Origin of the sequence: Carboxylicivirga mesophila, assembly GCF_018271975.1 — a bacterium.
Taxonomy (GTDB): Bacteria; Bacteroidota; Bacteroidia; order Bacteroidales; family Marinilabiliaceae; genus Carboxylicivirga; species Carboxylicivirga mesophila.
Map to the genome: position 1 here is coordinate 134,257 of NZ_JAGUCN010000014.1, position 17,350 is coordinate 151,606.

Annotated in this window: 15 protein-coding genes; 9 read left to right on the plus strand and 6 right to left on the minus strand. The window is 41.8% G+C overall.

The genetic code is table 11. From position 1 onward, the window contains the following. The first annotated feature begins 4 nt into the window (after nucleotides 1–4). Together KEM09_RS13185 and KEM09_RS13190 are read left to right on the plus strand one after the other, a co-directional pair. Complete coding sequence (locus KEM09_RS13185) at nucleotides 5–988, plus strand: oxidoreductase family protein (protein ID WP_212228973.1); 984 nt, start codon at nucleotides 5–7, stop codon at nucleotides 986–988. Between the two features lies 1 nt (nucleotide 989). Continuing rightward, complete coding sequence (locus tag KEM09_RS13190) at nucleotides 990–1,853, plus strand: 3'(2'),5'-bisphosphate nucleotidase CysQ family protein (protein WP_212228975.1); 864 nt, start codon at nucleotides 990–992, stop codon at nucleotides 1,851–1,853. Here the strand turns inward: KEM09_RS13190 and KEM09_RS13195 are convergent. Beyond that, on the minus strand, nucleotides 1,836–3,191 hold the full coding sequence (locus tag KEM09_RS13195) for a DUF5723 family protein (RefSeq protein ID WP_212228977.1): 1,356 nt from the start codon (nucleotides 3,189–3,191) through the stop codon (nucleotides 1,836–1,838). The two genes, KEM09_RS13190 and KEM09_RS13195, sit on opposite strands and share 18 nt — an antisense overlap. Before the next feature lie 82 nt (nucleotides 3,192–3,273). Here KEM09_RS13195 and arfB point away from each other — a divergent pair, with 82 nt between their 5' ends. Next, on the plus strand, nucleotides 3,274–3,684 hold the full coding sequence (gene arfB, locus KEM09_RS13200) for an alternative ribosome rescue aminoacyl-tRNA hydrolase ArfB (protein WP_212228979.1): 411 nt from the start codon (nucleotides 3,274–3,276) through the stop codon (nucleotides 3,682–3,684). Between the two features lie 41 nt (nucleotides 3,685–3,725). Then, nucleotides 3,726–4,205, plus strand: a complete 480-nt coding sequence (locus KEM09_RS13205) for a hypothetical protein (protein WP_212228981.1) — start codon at nucleotides 3,726–3,728, stop codon at nucleotides 4,203–4,205. A 181-nt stretch (nucleotides 4,206–4,386) separates the two neighbouring features. On the opposite strand, the gene gnd is transcribed toward KEM09_RS13205, so the two are convergent. Next, entirely contained in the window at nucleotides 4,387–5,841 is a 1,455-nt protein-coding gene (gene gnd, locus KEM09_RS13210) for a decarboxylating NADP(+)-dependent phosphogluconate dehydrogenase (RefSeq protein ID WP_212228982.1), read from the minus strand. A gap of 265 nt (nucleotides 5,842–6,106) precedes the next feature. Next, entirely contained in the window at nucleotides 6,107–7,216 is a 1,110-nt protein-coding gene (locus tag KEM09_RS13215) for a glycosyltransferase family 4 protein (protein WP_212228984.1), read from the minus strand. A 165-nt stretch (nucleotides 7,217–7,381) separates the two neighbouring features. Between KEM09_RS13215 and KEM09_RS13220 the strand changes: the two genes are divergently transcribed. Together KEM09_RS13220 and KEM09_RS13225 are read left to right on the plus strand one after the other, a co-directional pair. Continuing rightward, nucleotides 7,382–8,443, plus strand: coding sequence for an NUDIX domain-containing protein (locus KEM09_RS13220; protein ID WP_212228985.1), 1,062 nt, complete (start codon nucleotides 7,382–7,384; stop codon nucleotides 8,441–8,443). Nucleotides 8,444–8,529: 86 nt separating this feature from the next. After that, complete coding sequence (locus KEM09_RS13225) at nucleotides 8,530–9,891, plus strand: MFS transporter (RefSeq protein ID WP_212228986.1); 1,362 nt, start codon at nucleotides 8,530–8,532, stop codon at nucleotides 9,889–9,891. A 64-nt stretch (nucleotides 9,892–9,955) separates the two neighbouring features. On the opposite strand, the gene KEM09_RS13230 is transcribed toward KEM09_RS13225, so the two are convergent. Both KEM09_RS13230 and KEM09_RS13235 read right to left on the minus strand, forming a co-directional pair. Further along, a complete protein-coding gene (locus KEM09_RS13230; protein WP_212228987.1) occupies nucleotides 9,956–10,618 on the minus strand; it encodes a Crp/Fnr family transcriptional regulator in 663 nt (220 codons plus the stop codon). Nucleotides 10,619–10,696: 78 nt separating this feature from the next. Further along, the gene (locus KEM09_RS13235) at nucleotides 10,697–12,283 is read right to left on the minus strand and encodes a sulfatase family protein (protein ID WP_212228988.1); all 1,587 of its coding nucleotides are present in this window, start codon (nucleotides 12,281–12,283) and stop codon (nucleotides 10,697–10,699) included. 188 nt (nucleotides 12,284–12,471) lie between these two features. Between KEM09_RS13235 and KEM09_RS13240 the strand changes: the two genes are divergently transcribed. Continuing rightward, nucleotides 12,472–13,104, plus strand: coding sequence for a MarC family protein (locus KEM09_RS13240; RefSeq protein WP_212228989.1), 633 nt, complete (start codon nucleotides 12,472–12,474; stop codon nucleotides 13,102–13,104). Between the two features lie 1,081 nt (nucleotides 13,105–14,185). Here the strand turns inward: KEM09_RS13240 and mazG are convergent. Continuing rightward, complete coding sequence (gene mazG / locus KEM09_RS13245) at nucleotides 14,186–14,971, minus strand: nucleoside triphosphate pyrophosphohydrolase (RefSeq protein WP_212228990.1); 786 nt, start codon at nucleotides 14,969–14,971, stop codon at nucleotides 14,186–14,188. Between the two features lie 149 nt (nucleotides 14,972–15,120). On the opposite strand from mazG, the gene KEM09_RS13250 reads away from it, so the two are divergent. After that, complete coding sequence (locus KEM09_RS13250; RefSeq protein WP_212192732.1) at nucleotides 15,121–16,053, plus strand: PhoH family protein; 933 nt, start codon at nucleotides 15,121–15,123, stop codon at nucleotides 16,051–16,053. Between the two features lie 84 nt (nucleotides 16,054–16,137). Next, on the plus strand, nucleotides 16,138–17,088 hold the full coding sequence (locus tag KEM09_RS13255) for a phosphoribosylaminoimidazolesuccinocarboxamide synthase (protein ID WP_212228991.1): 951 nt from the start codon (nucleotides 16,138–16,140) through the stop codon (nucleotides 17,086–17,088). The last annotated feature ends 262 nt before the right edge of the window (nucleotides 17,089–17,350 follow it).

Sequence of the window (17,350 nt, forward strand, 5' to 3'; positions counted from 1 at the left end):
AGACATGAATCAACAGTTGACAGACATTATATTACAAGCCACCGGTGCACAAGGTATTATCCATACCGAAATCATCCAGAACCTATGGAGCGGCTATGGCCAGATAATAAGAGTAAAGCTGCAAGGAGGTGAACACAATAGCGTTGTGGTGAAGCACGTTAAACTACCGGATACCAATAAGCATCCAAGAGGCTGGAATACAAACCTCTCACATCAGCGCAAATTGAAATCCTATAAAGTAGAAACAGCCTGGTATGAATTCTGGAATAGGGATTGTGACGATAATTGCCGTACACCTCACATCCTGGCGTTAAATCACGTTGGCGAAGAAGTAGTAATGGTAATGGAGGACTTAAATGCGTCAGGTTTCTCCAGGCGAATGAATAGTGTTAGTCAGACAGAAATCAAAACCTGCTTACGTTGGCTGGCAAATTTCCATGCTTCATTCTTACAACTAGCACCTGATAAACTATGGGAAGTAGGTACATACTGGCATTTGGATACCCGCCCGGATGAACTGAACGTCATGGATGATACCAGGCTGAAAGCTGCAGCACCGGCTATCGACCAGTTACTGAACAACTGCCAATATCAGACATTTGTGCATGGCGACGCGAAGCTGGCTAACTTCTGCTTTTCCGAAGATGGCAAGAGAGTAGCTGCGGTAGATTTTCAATATGTGGGAGGTGGTTGTGGCATGAAGGATGTTGCCTATTTTGTTGGTAGTTGTTTGTATGAGGATGATTGCGAAAGCATGGAGAAACAGATTCTTGACTCCTACTTCGATGCTTTAAGAACTGCTGTATCCGAAAAACATACGGATTTTGACTTCGAAGAACTTGAACAGGAATGGCGTGAGCTATACCCGGTTGCCTGGACCGATTTTCACCGCTTCCTAAAAGGCTGGAGCCCCGATCACTGGAAAATTAACAGCTATAGCGAGCGCCTGGCCCGCGAAGTGATGACGCAATTAAACAAAGCCCAATAAGATGTTATTACCCCCCCTGCAAATAAACGAATTAGCCTCTTGCGCTATTCAGGCCGCCACACAGGCCGGTGAGCTAATCAAACAACGTAGCCAGGAAAAGCTAGCCGTTCATCAGAAAGAAGGAGGCGATAGTTTAGCATCACAGGTATTTACAGAAGTTGATTTGGCCAGCGAACAAATCATTCTGAAAGCCTTACGGCCATCAATAGAAAAATATGACCTGGCACTGCTTAGCGAAGAAACAGCTGATGACGGAAGTCGCTTTGAGAAGGACTATTTCTGGTGCATCGACCCATTGGATGGTACGCTGCCGTTTATTGAACAAACCGATGGTTATGCAGTTTCCATTGCATTGGTTGACAAGCTGGGTATTCCTCATATTGGAGTGATCTACAATCCGGTTGACTCAACGCTTTACCATGCCATAAAAGGACAAGGGGTGTATAAAAATCAGTTGCCATGGACAACCAATGAGCCATCTGAATCATTAACATTAGTTTGCGATCGCAGCTTCAAACAGCATGAAGGTTATAGTAAAATTATCAGCAAACTAAGGCGCTTTAGCCATGATAATCTAAACATTATCTGCCATGGCGGAGCTGCCATGAACGCTATGTGGGTTTTGGAAAATGCGCCAGCTGTTTATTTTAAGTTACCGAAAAAAGAAGATGGAGGAGGCAGCTTGTGGGATTATGCCGCATCGGCCTGCATTTTTAACGAAATAGGTGCTTATGCCAATAGCTTTAATAAAGAAGAACTGGATCTCAACCGTCACGATTCTACATTTATGAATCATAAAGGAATATGCTATTGCTCCGGCAAGCAATTAGCGATAGATATCTTACACCTAATTACTAACTGTTGAACCAATTGGGATTGATACCCCCAAATATATGAGCGTCTGTTTGTCGGCAATATTTAGCAGGTTGCCTATAACCGTTGATGAACCAATAAAAAAGTTCCTATACCTGGCAGACAGACCGATATCCCATTTTAATATATTTGAATACGTAATTGGCAAATAAGCACCCCATTTAGAAGACTCATAACGACCGGTTATGTTGCCGCGCCAAGCAGTCTTTGACACAATATTAACCAATGAATTATAGTAGTTTGGTTTCATAACTAAACTACCACTAACAAACCAGTTAGGAGCTAGACAATAGTCTGCATCAGCCCTCACTGTAAGGGGCAGATTAGTTCTAAAACTACCACCAAGCCTTTCTTCAAAATCTATCGATTTCTCAATCGAGTCCTTTAATGCCTCAATAGTTGTTATACCCGTAAATCGACTATAAGGCACATCTTCCATTTTAACATTGTATGAAGCCTGATCTTTTATGTCTCGATGATGAATCTGACCTATATCAGCCACTACAAAACCCAATTTATAGCGATAAGGGACACCCTTCACGCCCACAAGATGGTCGGGTAAATATGAGTAACTCACGCCTAAATCCAAACCAAATCCCAAATCACCAGATTGTTCAACAATATCACCACCATCAACTGTTTTGCTAAGACTCTCATTAAAACCATATGACATATCCATGTTGAAATGAGCAATATGCTCTTTGTCAAACATGACATCAATTCCATCCATTTCAAGATATCCGGCACCAGAACCTTGCAGTACCTTAAATACCAGACCACCGCTTAGCCATCTGTTTTCATCCTTTACTAAAGTTGATGACCATGCAAATCCATACTCAACCCAACTATTTAATAACGAGCGAAAATACTCGTCTTTAATATCCTTTAAGCCTTCAGGATTATGGATGCCTTTGAATATATTGATGAAATCATCATTAGACGAGTTATAAATACCATCGGCGCGCACACTTACGGTAACACCAAATGAGTGTTTATCATTCAGCTTATAAGTGATAGAAGGCACCATCATATGACCTTTTACATATAACAATGATTCTTCAGAAGCCAAAAAGAATTTTAAATCACCAAAGCCAACCTTACCAAGCACATCCCAAATGTCCTGGGAAGCAAAGTTCTGATTATGTAGTAACCCTACATTGGTAGACAACAGGTTAATATTCCACTTTGCCGGATGCCGGGTTAAATCGGCCGGTTGATGAACAATGCCAACAAACGGCAAATAAGGGCTATTATGCACACCGGTATATTCCTGTGCAGATATACCAAGCACCAGAAGAAAGAAATATAGGGTTATGAATAATTGTTTCATAGGAATTGTATGAGCCTACAAAATAAACCAAATTACGGTATTCTGATTTCATAATGAATATCTTTATGCAATATTTTATACGATGAAAACAATTAGGGAGCGAGATTTTCTGCCTGAATTAACTTTTCAGGCAACCAGAAGCAGTGGTCCTGGCGGGCAAAATGTTAATAAAGTAAATACAAAGGTTATTCTACGCTTTAGCATTGATGCCTCCGTCTTGCTGTCCGATAATGAAAAGCAGGTATTACTAAGAAAACTAAATAACAAATTGACTTCTGATAATGAGCTAATTATCAGCAACCAGGAGAGTCGTTCGCAAATACATAACAAGGCAGCAGCAATTGAGCAGTTTTACAACCTGCTATCTGATGCCCTAAAGCCAGTAAAAAAGCGCCTGAGAACAAAGCCTACCAAAGCATCGATTGAAAGAAGGCTCAAGACAAAAAAGCAACAAGCATTAAAAAAAGCTACCAGACGGCTCAAAGACATGTGACAAATAGCTACTTTTGCAAAAATACATTTAAACACAACACAATGAAAGAGATCACCTTAGGACAAGGGCTGGACAATATTACATTTGGCTTAAGCCGACCAGAAGTCATTCAGCTACTTGGTGAACCCAGCGAAGTAGAGCCAATGGATGGCGACAAAGATTCGGGAGCCATGGAAGCCTGGCATTATGATGATCATCACCTATCGTTGTCGTTTGAAGAAGATTGTAACTGGCGCTTAACATCCATCACCACAGCTTCGCCTGAAGTCCTTTTTGAAGGTATCGATCTGATTGGCCTTAGTCAGGGTGAAGTTATGGAACAAATGGAGGTATTCAACCTGGGGGATTTTGAACTTGAGGATTTGTCCTCCGATGTTATTCCCAACCAGAGCCTGGCCTCAAACTCTGATTTTAGCCTCAATCTGTTCTTCGACCACGATATTTTGACTGAAATTCAGTGGGGACCTTACTGGGACGACGAAGCAGAAGCACCTATATGGCCCGAGGTTCAAAAGAACTAATGAAGCAGTTATAGTGCACCTAAATGTTAAGTCATAATCTCAGGAAGCTGCCTGCTAGATGTTGCAACTTAAAAAATCCCGCAGTATTATTTCACACATCAGGTGTATTGAAAACCTATAAATATAAAACAGCCCGATTCAACTATTTGAATCGGGCTGTTTCAATATTATAACAAGCTATTTACACATTGTAAGTTGTACTGGCCGTATCTCCACCTCGGCCGGTCCAGTTAGTATGGTAAAACTGTCCTCGTGGTTTATCAATGCGCTCATAAGTATGGGCTCCAAAGTAATCGCGCTGGGCCTGAAGCAGGTTGGCCGGCAAATTGGCCGAACGGTAACCGTCATAATAGCTCAGAGCCGTTGCAAAAGCAGGCGTGGGAATACCATTCATTACAGCTGTCGCTACCACCTTGCGCCAGCCACTTTGTGCCTTATCAATTGCTGCTTTAAAATATGGATCCAGCAATAAGTTACTTAAACCTGGCTGCTGATCAAATGCCTCTTTTATCTTTCCAAGAAATGCCGATCTGATGATACAACCTCCGCGCCACATTAAGGCAATACCACCATAATTCAGGTTCCAGCCATATTCCTGCGCAGCGGCATGCATCAGAGCATATCCTTGTGCATAAGACACAATCTTTGAAGCATACAAGGCATCTTTAATTGCCGCAATAAATGCTTTTTTATCACCTTCAAATACAGGCTTTGGTCCCGTTAATATTTGAGATGCCTCCACTCGTTCATCCTTTATCGAAGATAAGCAACGAGAGAATACAGCTTCTCCAATCAAGGTTAGTGGCACACCCAAATCAAGCGCTGTAATACCCGTCCATTTACCGGTTCCTTTTTGACCAGCTTTATCCAGGATTTTTTCAACCAGGGGGGCGCCGTCTTCGTCCTTATAGGCCATAATATCCCGGGTAATTTCAATCAGGTAAGAGTCCAGCTCCTGTTCGTTCCACTCTTTGAAAACCTCATGCATCTCATCAGCAGATAAGCCCAATAAATCTTTCATGATATGATAGGCTTCTGTAATCAACTGCATATCGCCATATTCAATACCATTATGTACCATCTTCACAAAGTGACCGGCTCCATTTTCACCTACCCAATCGCAACAAGGAGAACCATCCTCTACTTTGGCGGCGATTGATTGAAACACAGGCTTAACTGACGGCCAGGCAGCTTTTGAACCTCCGGGCATGATGGAAGGACCTAACAAAGCACCTTCTTCACCTCCAGAAACACCAGCCCCAATATAATAAACCCCTTTGCTCTCAACATACTTAACTCGCCGGTCGGTATCCGGATAATGGGTATTACCTCCGTCAATAATAATATCACCAGGTTCCAGCAAAGGCAACAGAGCGTCAATTGTAGCATCAACAGCAGCTCCTGCTTTAATCATCATCATTATTTTTCGAGGGCGCTCGATTGATGCCACCAACTCTTCCATTGAACGGGTTCCAACAATATTTTTACCCTTACCTCTACCATTTATAAAGTTATCCACTTTATCGGTTGAACGGTTGTAAACTGCCACCCGATACCCTTTACTTTCCATGTTGAGTACCAGATTTTCGCCCATTACGGCTAAACCAATCAGGCCTATATCAGCTAATGTTTCCATATATTATCTTTTCAAGTGGTGTATGAGAAAAACTACAAACGTTATAACCGAGAAATCATAAGCGCCTGTTTGCCTTTACTCTTGTTAATGTTTTGCTTCTACTTTTTTACTAAGCACCCTTATTAGCATGACTAATAGCAGTCAATTGCTTCGGAATACTTAAGACATATAACATAGATCGGGACCAGTTGTTTAAATTCTTTGCCTTAAAAACACTTACAATATTCAGCCTGAATCGGTAAAAATTATAAGTCAGTTCAGGCGTTTACTTCCGATTCTTCATCTGACGTAAGCGTCTGATGAAATGACGTCGCTTATAGTATAGTACGACTGAGGGAATATAAGCCACTGCAAAGCCTAAAGACAAAATAAGAATACTCAGCCTTAACATACCCCAGTTACGCAACGAAAAGGCCAGAATAACAAAGGCAATATTAATAGACCCAATAATTAAACTGATTTGCAGGTGAGAAAAACCCAAAGCCAGCATTCGATGGTGAATATGATTTTTGTCTGCAGCAAAGGGCGAATTCCCCTGTGCTACCCGCAACATAAAGACCCTCAACGTATCAATAATAGGAACTATAAGAATAGCTATGGCTACAGCTGGTGCACTATTCATTGTGTGCAACAGTTTATACTGATTGTCAGGACGATTAAACTCACTGAAGTGCACAGCCACTACAGCAATCAGAAAACCCAAAATCAATGAGCCGGTATCACCCATAAATATCTTCTGGCGCTTTGAGAAAATATTGTAGTAAGCAAAAGCCAACAAACCTCCCACCAATGCAGCCACAAGTGTAGGTATGTGGTAATCTTCATTTATAAAGTACCAAACCGAAAACGACAAGGATGTAATAATGCCTGTAATGGCAGCCAGGCCATCGATACCATCAATCAGGTTAAAGCCATTGATAATAAAAACCATTCCCACAATCGTGAGCACCGTGCCCCAGAAAGGATCAGGATGAAGACCAAAAAAACCATGAAAATCGGTTATTTGCAAACCTCCCAGACCTACTACTATAATTACAGCAATAAGCTGACCAGCTAACTTTACCATTGGTGCAGTCACCAATATATCATCCTTAATACCAATGCCAAAAATTATTAGCAGAGCCGGTATCAGAAATGGAATTTCAATAAACTGAAACCAATCCACAAAAAGCGAATAGGTGAACAAGAAACCAATAAAAATGGCCAATCCTCCCAAGGTGGGAATGCGCATGCGGTGAACACTTCGCTTATTGGGCTCATCAAACAAGTTTTTTGAATGCGCCACCCGTAAAATAGTTGGTATTGATAAAAACACCATCATAAAAGATAAAAAGGAGGCAAATGGGATCAGTAACTGAATTGTGTAACCGTTCATAAGTAATGTTTCAGTAAAATCAGTACACAAAAGTAATAAAAAGGTCGATAGCTGGGGCAGATAATCGCAAATATCCGATTGATTAGCCTTCCTGAATTACACCTTTATACAGCACCCGTTATTAACGTTACGTTTGTTATCTTCGCAGCTCAGGTCAATGTAATTATGAATAAAGCACAACTTCTCAAACAGCTCCTACCCGGCTTTCTGCCTATTATCGTCTTCATTGTGGTTGATGAAATTTGGGGAACCATCTATGGCTTAATCGTGGCCATTATAATCGGAATAACAGAATTACTTATTGAGTATACAAAAAGTAAAAAGGTTGAACGCTTCATATTAGTTGATGTTGGACTTATTATTGCACTGGGTCTTGTATCAATCCTGCTTGACAATGAACTCTTTTTTATGCTCAAACCAGGCATTATCAGTTTGATGATGACCGGTTTGGTAGGCTTCTCTGTTTTCACTAAACAGAACCTGATGCTGCAAATGAGCCAGCGCTATATGAAAAAGATGACCATCAATCCCTATCAGGTTTGGCTGATGCAGCAAAGCATGAAACGCATCTTTTGGCTGCTGTTAGTCTATTCGCTAGCAACTATAGCAGCTTCCTTTTTAGATGACACACGCTTGTGGAAGTTTCTGGGAAGTGCCGGATTAATTGTAGTAGCTGGTATCTTTTTGGCTTTCGAGTGGTGGCAGAAAAAGCGACAAAGCAAACAGTTAAAAGAGGATGAGTGGCTGCCTCTGGTCGATGAAGATGGGCAGATCATTGGTTCGGCCCCACGCTCGCATGTGCATAAACAATCTTTTTTGCTGCACCCTGTTGTTCACCTGCACGTTGTTTATAATAAGCAGATACTACTACAAAAGCGCCCCGCCAACAAACTGGTTCAGCCTGGCAAATGGGATACCGCAGTAGGCGGACACGTATCAACTGGCGAAAGCATTGAACTAGCACTGCAACGAGAAACCCTTGAAGAAATAGGACTGGAGAATTTTAAAGCACAGGCCATCACCCGCTACATTTGGGAGAGCCCCATTGAAAAAGAAATGGTTTTTGTTTTTAAAACCGCTCACAAAGGCCCATTCAAGTTTGATGAGCAAGAAGTAGATGAGGTGCGCTTCTGGTCGATTGATGAAATCAACAAGCAATTGGGTAAAGGGATTTTTACGCCCAATTTCGAACATGAGTTTGAGCGATTTAGAGATATGCTCATCTAAATAAGGGTATCCTATCAAATATCAGACAATAAAAAAATGGAATTCACTATTTTGCCACCCAATACAAAACCAATACTTCATTATCAATGAATACACTTAAAAAAGCACTCAACGAATCAGCCGCCATGCGATGGGGCGTTCTCTTGCTGGTAGGCTTTGTGCTATCAGTCAACTACTATTTCTACGATGCCTTTTCAACCTTAAAAGACCTGCTTCGTGCCGAGTTCGACTTCACCAATAAAGATTATGGCCTGTTCGTTTCTTTTTACTCTGTCCCTAACACCTTTCTGCTCATGGCTGTTATTGGTGGGGTTATACTTGATAAGTTAGGCATCAGGCGAACCGGTTTTATGTTTGTATTCTTTATGGCGATTGGAGCCGTTTTAACTGCCTATGGTGCATCTGATTACTATGGGGCCGGAGGTATTGGTTACAGCTTTATGAGCTCGTTTATGCCTAATTATTCACCAGAACTGAAAATGATGCTTCTTGGTCGGTTCTTCTTTGGCTTGGGTGCCGAAACCAGCATTGTTGTAATTAGTAAGATACTGGTTAAATGGTTTAAAGGAAAAAATCTGGCCTTAGCTTTTGGGCTAAAAGTAGGATTTGGCCGATTAGGCACCTTTGCCGCCCTTAATATCTCGCCGGCGGTGGCTGATAAAGGCGCTAACCTGACAGGTGCCATTTGGCTGGCTGCGATACTGGTATGCACCGGACTTCTCGCTTTTATCGTTTATATGCTTTTAGATGCGAAACTAGACAAGCAACTCGAAAAAGACAGCAACGAAACGGTAACAAGCAAACCATTCTCATTCCGCGATATTACAGGACTATTAGGCAACAGAGCCTACCTTTACATTGCATTACTATGTGTTACGTTTTATTCGGCTGTATTCCCATTTCTGGCATATGCTCCCGATTTTTTTGCTGACAAATTTAGCCTTACTTCTGTTGAAAGTGGTAAACTAACTTCATTACTGCCTTTGGGTACCATGTTCTTCACTCCATTATTTGGCTGGTTAATCGACCGTAAGGGGAAAAGTGCTACTGCCATGATTTTTGGAGCTTCTACTCTACTGGCTGTACATTTGGTATTTGCACTTACTTATTTTCCTCCACAAGCTCCTATCATATTATTAGGCATTGCCTTTTCACTGGTACCGGCAGCTATGTGGCCCAGCATGGTAAAGCTGGTTGATGATAGCCAGATTGGCACTGCCTACGGTCTAATGTACTCCATTCAGAACCTTGGTTTATGGGGCTTCCCCATCATTGCCGGCTCTATACTTGATGCAACTAATCCTGGTAATCCGGAAGTTTCGGACTACACGGCCACCATTTTAATGTTTGCAGCTGTTAGCTTATTGGGACTAATATTTGCCCTGCTGCTTAAATTTGAGGATAAGAAAAAAGGCTTTGGGGTGGAGTTACCGCTCAACAAAAAATAGCATACAAAAAAAGGATGGTAATCAATTAATTACCATCCTTTTAATAAATCTTCAGCTCTTGTTATTACGACAGCATAATAATTCTTTCCAGCTTTTCTTTATTGGCAATAATCAGTTCTCGCCTGTCGAAACGAATGATACCATCATTTTTAAATTCGGTAATCAAACGACTAACCGATTCTTTAGATGTGCCAATCCAACGGGCCATATCCAACCGCGAAATCACCAATGGGATGGCCTCATCGGCCGATGTTTTAAATAACTCGTGCAATTTAAGCAACAAATTAGCCAAACGCCCACGCACTGTACGTTGAGATAATTCCACCAGCGAATTGTAAGAATTCTTCAATTCATCACAGGTTTTCTTAATCAGTAAATCGGCCAGTTCTTTATTCTGACTAATGGCGCGCTTAAATGCCTCACCGGGGATAACACACACTTCGCTATCAGTTAAGCTTTCGCAGGCAGTCACTTCCGGCTCATCACCTAAAAGTGAATGAAACCCGAACAAATCGCCCTCCTTCACCAGGCGTACTATCTGTTGCTCCCCTTTAGAACCAATACGGTATATTTTCAATAAGCCTTTGTTGACGAAATAGGCATGTTTCATATTGGTATCCTGCTCATACACCACTTCACCACTTTTGTAGTAAGTACATTGCTGAATGGCCTGATTCCACAACTCCTCATCCGCCTGAATATGTTTTATGATATTACTTAATGGCATGTCTGCTTCCTTATTATTAACGCATGGGCAACATACAAATTTCTTTTCAGATACTAAGCCTGTAACATAAGATTTTTATCACTTCCGGACTTGTCGCTTTTGCAGATAGCGGTCGAGATGCATTTGGTTGAGCTCATCGCTATCGCCATATTGCTTGCGAAGCTCCACAAGTTTTACATGCATCATTTGCTGCACATCCGCATATTCAGCCTGGTCGTAAATATTATTCATCTCCCCCGGATCATTCTGTAAGTCATACAGCTCCCATTGATCAATATCGTAATAGAAATGAATGAGTTTATAGCGCTCGGTACAAATACCATAATGTCGCTTAACATGGTGCTCGGCCGGATACTCATAATAAGTATAGTAAATGGCATCGCGCCAGTTGCTGTCATCACCTGTTACCAGTTTTCGGAACGATTCACCCTGAATATCATCTGGCACATTAATCCCGGCATAATCCAGAAAGGTGGGTGCAAAATCGAGGTTTTGCACCAACTTGTTGACGGTTGTCCCGGCTTTAATCTCCTTAGGGTAACGCACTAACAAAGGCGTACGAAACGACTCTTCATACATAAACCGCTTATCGAACCAACCATGTTCACCCAGATAGAACCCTTGATCTGAAGTATATACCACAATGGTATTTTCTTCCAAACCGGCCGCCTTGAGGTAATCAAGCACTTCTCCAACACCGTCGTCAACCGATTGTATGCAGCGCAAATAATCTTTGATGTAGCGATTATATTTCCATAGAGCCAGCTCCTCTCCTTCCATGTTCCGCTGTTTATAATCCTCAATGATGGGATCATAGTAGGCATCCCATTGGGCACGCTGCACTGAGTCCATCCTATTGGTAACCCAACCGGCGCTTTGTCTCAGATGACCACCCAGTTCACCTTCCTTATCGAATAGCTTCAGGTCGTAGGCCAAATCCATATGTTCACGTATGCCCATTTCGTGAGTTGATGCAGCAAGGCGCCCTTTAAAATCATCATAAAAGTTAGCGGGTGGTGCAAACTCCTTATCATCAAACAACTCAAAATACTTTGGTTCAGGCATCCATGAGCGATGGGGTGCTTTTTGATGATACAGCAGCAGAAAAGGTTTATCCTTCTGTCGCTTATTTTGTAACCAGTCAAGCGCCAGTTCGGTGGTGATTGTTGTGCAATAGCCATGGTATTGCTTCTTCACGCCGTTTTCAATAAAATCAGGATTATAATATTGTCCCTGTCCTGGCAATACATTGGAATAATCGAATCCTTGTGGCAATCCATGCAAATGAATCTTACCAATCATGGCTGTTGTGTAACCCGCTTTCTGCAGTTGTTTGGCAAAGTTATCCTGCTCCCAGTCAAAGGGCTGCATATTATCGACCTTGCCATTAACAAAACTGTGCTTACCTGTGAGCATAACTGCACGGCTGGGAGCACATATCGAATTCGTCACATAGGCCCGTTTGAAGATAGCTCCTTCACTGGCCAGCCGATCAATATTAGGCGTATGATTAAGCTGATGACCATAGGCACTGATGGCCTGATAGGCATGATCGTCACTCATAATAAACAGGATGTTTGGCTGCTTATTCTCCGATTGTTCAGCTCTGTTACACGAAGTAAACAATACAACCAGTATAAATAGATAAACTAAATTCTTGGGCATGATTTTATAATTTTTATTTAGCAGAACCTAAGGTAAGCAATGCTTTTAGATGTTGAACACACGTTTTTCAATAACAGAACATTTACTAACCTATCGGAACATGTTAAAACATTTTCATCTATGATAAAAATCAGTCGCTTATTGAAATAAAGTTAGGCTTATGCTTGATACATTTGCCACTAAAAACAATGAACGAACTGATTACCCTTGGCATTTTAGCGTTTACCTCTTTCTTTACGCTTATCAACCCGCTGGGCGTGATGCCCATATTTATGACCATGAGTGCTGACCTAACGCCGAAAGACAGGGCTCGAACAGCTAAGAAAGCCTCTTTGGTCGGTTTCATTATCATTGTGGCCTTTGCCCTATCCGGACAGCTGCTTTTTAAGTTCTTCGGTATTTCGGTGAATAGCTTTCGCATTGTTGGCGGGGTCATCTTCTTTATCATGGGCATGGATATGCTACAGGCACGCCTCACCAAGGTGAAGCTGAAAGATTCGGAAGTTAAGAAATACGTGAATGACATTTCCATCACACCCATGGCTATTCCTATGATTGCCGGGCCGGGCGCCATCACCAATGCCATTGTATTAATGGAAGATGCTGGTGGTATGACTGGCGCTGCTGTACTGATTGCTGCTTTAGCATTGGTGGTGCTTCTCACCTACTTCATATTATTAAGCTCCAGCCGAATTATTAAAGCGCTGGGCGAAACCGGTAATAATGTGCTAATGCGCCTAATGGGCCTTATTGTGATGGTAATTGCTGTTGAGTTCTTCTTCAGCGGACTTAAACCGATATTGATTGAAATACTGCATTAGTGGTTGATGGGTTTAGGGTTTCTGACTACTGACTACTGACCACTGACCACTGACTACTGCCTTCTGCCTACTAACTTCTGCCTAACCCAGACAAGCTTCCGGGCTACCTGAATAACCATTGTTGCGACGATCAACCAGGTTTGGGCAACCAGGAAGGCCTACGTCTGCTGTAGATGGGCCTTTGGGCAGCCGCGAAGGCCATTGTTGGCACGTACTATGGCTTTAGGGTTACCAAAATGACCATTGTTGCGACGATCAAGCGGGTTTGGGCAACCAGGAAGGCCTCCGTCTGCTGTTGATGGGCCTTTGGGCAGCCGCGAAGGCCATTGTTGGCACGCACAGGTGCTTCCGGGTTACCAGAATGGCTATTGTTGAGACGTTCAACCGGGTTTGGGCAACCGGGAAGGCCTCCGTCTGCTGTAGGTGGGCATGCTGGGCGCCATGCATGTATGTCAACTGCTGCAGATACCCATTGGGGCAACCGGAATGATGGTGTACAGTAGCAGGCAGCCATTGCCGGCACCACGAATGTACCTGTAGAGCAGTCAGCATTGATACCGGTAACCGGAAAGCCCATTGAATGATAGCAGGCAAGCATTATTGGTCTTCGGAACCGCTTCCTTTTGCAGTATTTGTAATGGAAGGGGCATAAAAAAACCTCTGCAGTTTCTCTTGGGTTAGAACTTGGCTGCAGAGGTAAAAGGATGTTGAATAGTGTTGGGTGTTTTAAGAAACCGTCCGTTTCAGTTTCTTTGAGTGTTTAAATTGAATTGTGAATTCACTTGGGTTTACTGTGGTTTGGCCTGGTATGTTATCCGTTATTGACGAATGGATGTTTTTTTATGACTAAAGTATGTATTTGTTTGATAAAACAACCTGAGCCATCATTAATAATTGATATAATTTACCTTTTTAAATTCTATTAATATTTAACAAGAACATCCACCACCCCACCAAACCTCTACATATCAACCCCGTATATCCTTTCCAATAAATCAGGTACTTTATTTGCAGAATTATTACAGCTTCTGATACTGTTTAATACCAAAGTTACACCAGGCCATTCGTCAAAAATATCGCATTACAGCTTTTTGGCTTCTTCCCATATCTCATCCATTTCGGCCAGGCTCATGGCTTTTAAATCCTTCCCCACCTTTAGCGTCTTCTCTTCCAGGTAATTAAATCGCTTAATAAACTTGCGATTGGTTCTCTCCAAAGCATTTTCGGGATTAACACCGTATAAGCGAGCTGCGTTTATTACTGAAAACAGCAAATCTCCAAACTCAGCCTCCATCTTATCTTCATCATGTGCTTCCACTTCAACAATTAACTCTTCCAGCTCCTCTTTCACCTTTTCCCAAACCTGCTCTTTGTGCTCCCAGTCAAAGCCAACGCCACGTGCTTTATCCTGTATACGATTAGCTTTCACCATTGCAGGCAGTGACATAGGTACACCTTCCAGCACCGATTTATTGCCGTCTTTCTCTTTTAGCTTTAATCGTTCCCAATTCTCTTCCACTGTTTTTGCATCATTGGCCTCCACATCACCAAATATATGCGGATGCCTGTATATCAACTTCTCGTTAAGAGCCTTAATTACATCGGTCATAGTAAACGCATTGGTTTCCGAAGCAATTTTAGAATAAAATACGATGTGTAGCAGCAAATCACCCAGTTCCTTTTTAATCAGTGATGGATCATTTTTTAATATAGCATCGGCCAACTCATATGTTTCTTCAATGGTGAGCGTACGCAACGAATCATTGGTTTGCTTCTTATCCCACGGACATTTAGTACGCAGTTCGTCCATTATTGTCAGTAACTCATTAAATACAATCAATGTCGATTCGTGTTGGTGTTGGCTCATTTCGCGTTTCGTTTTAGTTGAAAAATCAGAATAGATATTTTATGGATTTTTTTATAATTATCGTGCAATGAATCGCACATTTGTCAGCCCTCAAGTGCAAAAAATATTGTTACTTTGCAGAATACAAAATTAAGGATTTATACCACTTTATGATAGAAAAGTTAATCTACCTCGAATCGGTTGATTTAGTGGAGTTCCTGGGGGTTAAAAATGCCAAGCTGGAACAAATAAAAAATCGTTTCCCAAAATTGAACATTGTTGCCAGGGGTAATTGGCTAAAAGCCATTGGCGATGCAGAAGAGGTAGCCGACTTTGAGGAAAAAGTGAATTTGCTGCTGACACACTACAACAATTACAATGTGCTCAGCGAAAAATCGTTAAACGAAATATTGCTGGGCGACAGGCTCACCGAAGCCAGTAGTGACAGTGATATCATTCTGTTCAGCACCAGTGGCAAACCCATTAAAGCACGTACTGAGAACCAGGAAAAGCTAGTTAAAAGCTTCAAGCACAACGACCTGTTATTTGCCGTTGGACCGGCAGGGTCGGGTAAAACATATGTAGCCATTGCCTTGGCGGTGGCGGCTCTTAAAAACAGGAAGGTGCGACGCATTATATTGAGCCGGCCAGCCGTTGAAGCCGGAGAAAAACTTGGCTTTCTGCCAGGCGATATGAAAGAAAAAATCGATCCGTATCTACAACCTCTTTATGATGCGCTGCAGGATATGATTCCGGCTGTGAAGCTGAAAGAGTTTATGGAAAATGGCACTATACAAATAGCTCCTCTGGCATTCATGAGGGGGCGCACCCTTAACAATGCCTGTGTTATACTTGATGAGGCACAGAACACTACCAATAATCAAATGAAGATGTTCCTGACACGTATGGGTGAATTTGCCAAATTCATTATAACAGGAGACGTTACACAAATTGATTTGCCCAACAAGCAGCAGTCGGGACTGGTACAAGCCATGCGCATATTAAAAGGCATTGAAAGAATAGAACGTGTGAACTTTACCGTCAAAGATATTGTTCGACATAAGCTGGTTCAGGATATTGTGGAAGCATACGATAAAGAATAATCAAGATAATTTTAGAAAGGAAACAGCCAAACGGGTATAAACAAAACTAAAGGAATAACTAATATTGATTATAAACTAATAATTATGAGTAAAGCGATTGTTAAAACGGATTACAATTTTCCGGGACAAAAAAGCGTATACAAAGGAAAAGTACGCGACGTTTACAACATTAACGATGACTACCTGGTAATGGTTGTTTCTGACCGCATTTCAGCATTTGATGTGGTGTTACCTAAAGGCATTCCCTACAAAGGGCAGGTTTTAAATCAGATTGCAGCTAAGTTTCTGGATGCTACTGCCGACATCGTTCCTAACTGGAAGATTGCCACTCCAGATCCTAACGTAACGGTTGGTCATATGTGCGAAACCTATCCGGTTGAAATGATTGTACGTGGTTACCTGACTGGTAGTTCATGGCGTTTATACAAAGATGGTGGACGCGACATTTGCGGTGTACCTATTCCGGACGGCATGCAGGAACACCAGGCTTTCCCTGAGCCTATCCTAACGCCAACCACTAAGGCTGAGCAGGGTGCCCACGACGAAAACATTACACGTGAGGAAATCATCAAACAAGGTTTAGTATCAGAAGAAGAATACAAGGAACTGGAACGTATTTCGCTAGCTCTGTTTAAGCGTGGCAGCGAAATTGCCAAAGAAATGGGATTAATCCTCGTTGATACTAAATATGAATTTGGCAAAAAAGATGGTCAGATTTACCTGATTGACGAAATTCATACACCTGATTCATCACGTTATTTCTATGCAGACGGTTATCAGGAGCGTTTTGAAAAAGGTGAAAACCAGAAGCAGCTGTCTAAAGAGTTTGTGCGCGAATGGTTGATGGAGAACAATTTCCAGGGGCGTGAAGGAGATGTATTACCTGAAATGACTGATGATTTTGTTGAGCAGGTATCAGAGCGCTACATCGAGCTTTACGAAAGCATTACAGGTGATAAATTTGTAAAAGCTGATGTTTCAGAGGTAGTTGGTCGTGTTGAGAAAAATGTGACTGAATACCTGAAGTCGTTGTAAATAACTAAAACAGATACAATACAAAGGGGAGCTTTCTGCTCCCCTTTTTACATTTATAATCTTATTGAAAAATTGAACACCTGATAACCACCATCTCTTTGAGGCAAATAACAATAGCCATCTTTATAATAACCTGAGTTCGATTTAAATTTTAAAACTCACATTAGAATAAAGAGCTGATTTACAATGAATAATTTTAGAGGAATAGTGAACTATTGCGATAAAATTTGAAGCAGTAAATCAGTTATTTATTCAAAGCTTG